Source organism: Cellulomonas triticagri (genome assembly GCF_003696205.1).
Taxonomy (GTDB): domain Bacteria; phylum Actinomycetota; class Actinomycetes; order Actinomycetales; family Cellulomonadaceae; genus Cellulomonas; species Cellulomonas triticagri.
Map to the genome: position 1 here is coordinate 1 of NZ_RFFI01000167.1, position 5,857 is coordinate 5,857.

Genomic DNA, 5,857 nt, shown 5'->3' on the forward strand with positions numbered 1-5,857 from the left:
GCCACCCTCGTCGCCCCGCTGCTCGGTCTCGCCGCGGGCGTCGCCGCCGTCGACCCCGCCGGTGCGGCGGACCGGCGGCTCGCGGTCGTCGCAGGCCTCGTCGCCGCGACCGGTGCCGCCGCCGTCCGCTACGTCGCCACGCGCGCCGCCCGGAGGGACGAGGACCTCGCCGCCGTGCTGCTCACCGCCGTCGGCGTCACGGCCGGTGTCCAGCTCGCCGTCCTGCTCGCCGGGCTCCCGGGCGTCGTCGGCGCCGCCGTCCTGCTCGGCCTCGTGCCGTTCGCCCTGCGGCTGCTGCCCGTGTGGACGCTGTCCGTTCCCGACGAGCAGCTCGTCGACCTCGCGCACGTCGCCCGCACCGCGCCGTCCGTGCGCGGCCCCCGGCCCCGCGGCCTCGGCCGGGTCAACGAGCGGCAGGTCAACCGCACCGTCGGCGCCGCCGAGCGCCGCGCCGACGCCGCCACCCTGCTCGTCTGCGCCCTCCCGCCGCTGCTCGTGCCGGTGCTGCTCGCCGACGCCCTCGGGGACACCGTGCGCGGCTGGGGCGCCGTCGCGCTCGTCGCCGGGCTCGTGCTCGTCCTCAGCCTGCAGCCCCGCACCTCCCGCGGCGACGTCGCGCGCTGGGCGCCGCGCATCGCCGCCGCCGTCGTGCTGGTCGAGCTCGCCGTCCTCGCCGGTCCGCTGCTCGGCGTGGACGCCGCGCTCGTCGCCGTCGGGTGCGTGCTGCTCGCCCTGCTCGCCGCGACCATCAGCGTCGCGCTCGGCCGCGGGTGGTCCTCCGTCGTCGCGTCCCGGTTCGGGGACGCCTTCGAAGGGCTCGGCGTCGTGCTCGCGCTGCCCGCCGCGCTCGTCGCGGCCGACATGATCGAGACGCTGCGGCGGATGACGTCGTGACACCCGGCCGGGACGGCGGTGGCAGGATGACGCGGACGACAGGGGGCAGCACGTGGAGCAGACGATGAGCACGGCCGCACCGGGCCTCGCCGTGCGCGAGTGCGCGAGCTGCCGTCGCCCCGTGCGCGCCGACGCCCGGTTCTGCACCGCCTGCGGGCAGCCCGTGCAGGCCGACGCGACCGTCACCGTCGTCGAGGGCGTCCAGGGCCGTGCGCGCGCCGACGCCGCCACCCGCGAACCCCGACCCGCCGTGCTGCACCCCGCCTTCGGCGACGCCGCCCCCGCCGGGACCGGACGCCGCGTCGCGGCCTACGCGGTGGACGCCGTCGCCGTCGGCCTCGTCGCCGGGGGACTGCTCGCCTGGACCGGGTCCGTGCTCCTCGTCGCGCTCGTGGTCGTCGAGCTCGCCGTCGGCCTCGTCGTCTGGGAGGCCCACACCGGGCGCACTCTCGGCAACACCCTCCTCGGGCTGCGCACCGCCCGTGAGGAGACCCCCTACTCCGTCGGACCCGCCCGCGCCGCCCTGCGCGGCCTCGTGCTCGCCGCCGGGCACGCCGCCGCCGGGCTCGGGCAGTGGGTCGTCGTGGCCTCCGGGGCGTTCGACCGCAGCGGCCGGGCGCAGGCGTGGCACGACCGCGTCGGGCGAGCCGTCGTCGTGGACGTCCGGGCGCACGAGCGCGCCGTCGAGGCCGCGCTGGACGCCGCCGAGGAGGCCGCGCAGGGAGTGGCCCCCCGGGAGGTCCCGGTGGCGGCCGCCGTCGCCCCGGTGACGCCGCCGACCGTGCCCGCCGGGGTGCCGCACCAGGCCGCTCCCAGCGTCCCTACCGGGCCCGCGGTGCCCAGCCCCGCACCGGTTGTGCCGCCGGTCCCGTCGGCCCCGACGACCCCGCCCGCACCGCCGACGAGCAGGCGAGCCGTCCGCGAGGCCGAGCAGGCGGCACCCACCGGACACACCGGTGCGCCCGCGGGCGACGGCTGGACCGGCGTCCGCCCCGTCGTCCCCGCGCAGGAGCGCCCCGAGCAGCCCGCACCCACCCCGGCCGCCGCCCACCAGGAGCAGCCCGCGCCCTACCTCGTCACCCTCGACACCGGGCAGGTCATGTCCGTCACCGGGCCCGGGCTCATCGGCCGCGCACCCCGACCCGTCCCCGGGGAGCGGTGCGACCACGTCATCGTCGTCGACGACCCCGAGCGCAGCGTCTCGCGCACCCACGCGCGGTTCGGGATCGAGGGCGGGACGTTCTGGGTGTCCGACGCCGGGTCCGGCAACGGGACGACGCTGCGGCTGCCCGGGGGGCGGGTCGTGCCCGTGCCCGCCGACCAGCGGGTGCCGGTGCCGTCGGGGGCGACCATCCAGGTCGGGGACCGTGGCGTGCGGATCGACGCGCCGGGGGCGCGGGGCTGAGGCTCGTCGGGGCACTGCGCGGCACGTCCAGCGAGCGCCCCGGGGGACGCGAACGGCGCCCCACCCCCAGAGGGGGAGGGGCGCCGTCGGCGTCTCAGACCACGTGAGCCAGGCCGGTCACCACTCGTCGTCGGTCGTCGTCTCAGGTGCTGTCGTCGGGGTGGGCAGCGCGTCGCGCCCGCCCGCTCCTGCGCCGGCGCCGAGGTCGTGACGCCGCACGCCGTCCTCGACGTCGATGTCCGGGGCCAGCAGCCCGCCGGAGGCCCGGCGCTTCGCGTCCTTCGACGCGCCCGCGCCACCGCCGCCCATCGGGCCGCCCATCATGCCGCCGCCCGAGCGGGCACCCGAGGCACCCGCACCGGCGGCACCGGTCTGCGAGCCCTGGCCGAGGCCCGACGTCGAGCCGGACAGCGCGGAGCCGGACGTGCCGAGCTGGGCGCCACCCGCACCGGAGGCACCCGCGCCGTACCCGCCACCGGCAGCGAAGGTCCCGCCGCCGAACGAGCCACCGCCGAAGCCACCGGCGCCGCCGAGGCCACCGGCACCCGCGGACCCGCCCGCGAGACGGTTCAGACCCGCAGCGCCGAGCGCCGCTCCGCCGACGGTGAGGCCACCGGCCAGACCGCCCGCGCCGACGCCACCGAGCGAACCGGAACCGGACGCGCCGCTGCCCGAACCGCCGGGGCCGCCCAGGAAGCCGCCGCCCGCGCCCGTGCCGCCGGGGACGGTGCCACCGACCAGGCCGTCCGACGACGAGCCGTCACCCGAGCCGGGGACGACGCCGCCACCGATGCCCGAGCCGTTGCCCGCGCCGGAGCCCGCCCCGCCACCGGTACCGCCGCCGATGCTCCCGCCGCCGGTGCTCCCGGAACCCGAGCCGCCGCTGCCGCCCGTCGAGCCGCCACCGAGTCCGGTGTCGAGGCCGCTGGACACCGGGGGCTGCCACGAGGTGCCGACACCGGGCGTGCCGGTGCCGATCGTCCCGACGGATCGGGTACCGGAGCCGGTGCCACCGACGGTGGGGGAGTACCCCCGCGGTTCGGCCGACCGGGACACGTCCGGCTGACCGCTGGGCTGCTCAGTGGTGTCGATCGAGTCGGACGAGTAGCCGTCGCGCGCACTGGCGCGCGGAACGTCGATGCCCTCGACCAGGCTCGCGAGCCTGCTGAGCGCCTGTTCTGCCGCGCGCTCGCGTGCCTGCTCGCGCTGGTTGGACCAGATGCTCCCAGCCTTGTCCGCGGCGACGGTGCCGATGCCGGGCATCAGGATGGTTCCGCCCGCGGTGATGGCTGCGCGCTCGGCGAAGGTCAGCGCGCCGTCCGGGAGCGCGTGGAAGTCGCTCTGGGCGCTCTTCACGGCTCCCTGGGCCTCCTTGGCGGCCGCCTCCAGTCGCATCAGGTTGGTGCCGACCGCGTCGATCTTCCGCGCGATATCCAGGAGGCGGGACGTCGCGGCGTCGCCGCTGAGCCCGCCCAGGCCGAGCGTCTCCGGGATCTCGGTGAGGGCTGCGTGGGCGCTCCGGGCCTCGGCAGCCGACTCACCGAGACCCCGCCCCGTCAGGCGCATCGCATCCATGTCGGCGTCGAGCGTGAGCCCGAGCTCATCGGCTCTCTTACCCATGATGTCCCCCGTGCTGGTTGGAGTAGGACGGTTCGTGCGGTTGCGGGTGCGAGGACGCCCGGTCGCGGCGACGTCGGTTGAGCACGACCGCGGTGACGACACCCGCGATGACGAGAGCCGCGACTCCTCCGGCCCCGACCACGACGGGCCAAGCGGTGCCGGTCGGCTCCTCGGCGGGCGCCGTGGTTGTCGGAGGCTCCACCGGGGCTGTCCCTGTGTCCTCCTCGGCGGGCGCCTCGGCAGCCGAGGTCAGCGCGCTCGCAGGAGGGGTCGCGTCGGGGTCCTCGCGGATGAACGGGCTGACATCCGGGTACGACGAGGGGTCGGCGTCCACGAGCAGGCGCGCGTTCACCGTGCCGTAGCCCCACGCGTCGTCGTGCACGGGTTCGTCCCGTAGCTCGCCGTCGGTCGTGTGGACGAGTGCCTGGAGGACCTGGTTGGCGGTGGCGTCCGGGTGCAACGACCAGAGCAGGGCGAGCACACCGGACGTGTAGACGGCGGCGTCCGACGAGCCGGTGCAGCGCCCGTAGATGGTGAAGGTCTCATCCATGCAGCGGATGTCGGTGCCGGGCGCGACGACGCCCATCTCGGGGCCGCTGGGGCTGCCCTCGTCGAGGGTGCGGTCCGCGGTGACGGTCCCGACGGCGACGGCACCGTTGAACTCGGCGGGTGCCCCGACGACGCGACCTCCGTTGTTCCCGGCGGCCCCGACCACGATGACTCCGGCGCGGATGGCCTCCGAGAAGGCCTCCTCACTGAGGGTGGACAGGGCGCCGGAGACGTTGATGATGTCTGCGCCGTCGGCGATCGCGTCGCGGAACGCCTGGTCGTCCGAGGCGACTCCCGCGGGGTTGAGGCACGAGACCGAGTCGGAGACCGAGCGGATCGTGTAGCTGATGACCGTGGTCCCAGGGGCTATGCCGCGCACGCCGGGCTCGCCGTCGAGCCCCGCACCGGTCCCGACGAGCATCGCCGCCATGTGCGTGCCGTGACGGGACAGCGGCCCGCTGGTCGGGGCGGGAACGGCCGGTCCCTGCGTCTCGGTGGCGCAGTAGCTCGGCTGCTTGACCTGGACGCTCGTACCGAGGAGATCGGGCGCGTCGGGGTTCACCGGGTCGTCCAGGACCGCGATCGTGATGCCCTCGCCGGTCGTGCGCTGGTGGATCGCGTCCAGGCCGGTCGCGGTGTAGTACCAGAGGCCGTCGTCCGACGTGGCGGCCGCGGAGGGACCAGCGACCGTCGTCAGCAGCATCGCCGCCGTCGCGGCGACGGTGAGCGTTCGACGCATCAGTAGGAACCGCGGGTCGTGGTCGCGGTCCGCCCCACCGACGGTGCCGAGGGTGCGGGGGTGATCGTGCCGGCGGAGTCCAGAGCCGCCAGGAGGGTACGCATCCGGTCGGCCTCGGCGGCATCGCGCTGCTCGAAGGCGCGGAGGCTGGCGGCTAGCGCCTGGCTCGCTTCCGCGAGCTCTTGGCGCAGGCTGGCGAGGTCGTCCTCGGCGACGTTGATCGCCACGCGGTAGCGGGTGGCGAACGCGGACAGCCCCTCGACGTTCGGCCACACGGCGGAGGTCTGCCGGTCGCGCAGCGCCCCCACGGTGCGCTGCATCTGCTCCACGACGTCGTGGAGCTTGAGCAGCCGCTTCACGCTGCCGCCAATCAGGTCGTACTTCAGATCGACGTCCGCAGCCACGTGCTGTCCTCCGCGTGAGTTCGTGACGCGTCGCCCCCTGCGACGCGATGACCGCGCGGTCGCGCCCGTCCTCACCTGCGAGCGAGGGGGCGCGACCGCGCGGGTCGTGCTGTGCACCCCGGGCAGCGCCCGGGGTGGGTGGTTCACCAGCGCGCGGCGTTGGACCGCTCGGTGGACTGGTAGTCCTCACCAGAGGTCGACACGGCCCGGCCCACGTCGGCGAGCAGCGCCTTCATGTCGGTCAGC

Annotated in this window: 5 protein-coding genes; 2 read left to right on the forward strand and 3 right to left on the reverse strand. The window is 76.3% G+C overall.

Features of this window, described 5'->3' with window-relative positions; translation table 11 throughout:
* On the forward strand, window positions 1-894 hold an 894-nt coding region (locus tag EBM89_RS21515; RefSeq protein WP_199732201.1), incomplete at its 5' end, for a hypothetical protein.
* Between the two features lie 64 nt (window positions 895-958).
* Window positions 959-2,299, forward strand: a complete 1,341-nt coding sequence (locus EBM89_RS19100; RefSeq protein WP_147463629.1) for a double zinc ribbon and FHA domain-containing protein — start codon at window positions 959-961, stop codon at window positions 2,297-2,299.
* Window positions 2,300-2,416: 117 nt separating this feature from the next.
* On the opposite strand, the gene EBM89_RS22500 is transcribed toward EBM89_RS19100, so the two are convergent.
* Genes EBM89_RS22500 through EBM89_RS19115 form a run of 3 tightly spaced genes read right to left on the reverse strand, consistent with a single transcriptional unit; the run spans window position 2,417 to window position 5,611 of the window.
* On the reverse strand, window positions 2,417-3,919 hold the full coding sequence (locus tag EBM89_RS22500) for a hypothetical protein (RefSeq protein WP_147463630.1): 1,503 nt from the start codon (window positions 3,917-3,919) through the stop codon (window positions 2,417-2,419).
* Window positions 3,912-5,207 (reverse strand): S8 family peptidase, encoded by a 1,296-nt coding sequence (locus EBM89_RS19110; protein ID WP_122151195.1) that lies wholly within the window; start codon window positions 5,205-5,207, stop codon window positions 3,912-3,914. The genes EBM89_RS22500 and EBM89_RS19110 overlap by 8 nt, the downstream gene beginning before the upstream one ends.
* Window positions 5,207-5,611 carry a hypothetical protein gene (locus EBM89_RS19115; RefSeq protein WP_122151196.1) on the reverse strand — a complete coding sequence of 135 codons (405 nt, stop codon included), beginning with the start codon at window positions 5,609-5,611 and terminating at the stop codon, window positions 5,207-5,209. Before EBM89_RS19115 ends, EBM89_RS19110 begins: the two co-directional genes overlap by 1 nt.
* Between the last annotated feature and the right edge of the window lie 246 nt (window positions 5,612-5,857).

What these genes read in the sequence shown, in the direction of transcription:
- EBM89_RS19100 (WP_147463629.1), top strand. Translation starts at nt 959, where the DNA reads ATGAGCACGGCCGCACCGGGCCTCGCCGTGCGCGAGTGCGCGAGCTGC.
- EBM89_RS19110 (WP_122151195.1), bottom strand. Translation starts at nt 5,207, where the DNA reads ATGCGTCGAACGCTCACCGTCGCCGCGACGGCGGCGATGCTGCTGACG.
- EBM89_RS22500 (WP_147463630.1), bottom strand. Translation starts at nt 3,919, where the DNA reads ATGGGTAAGAGAGCCGATGAGCTCGGGCTCACGCTCGACGCCGACATG.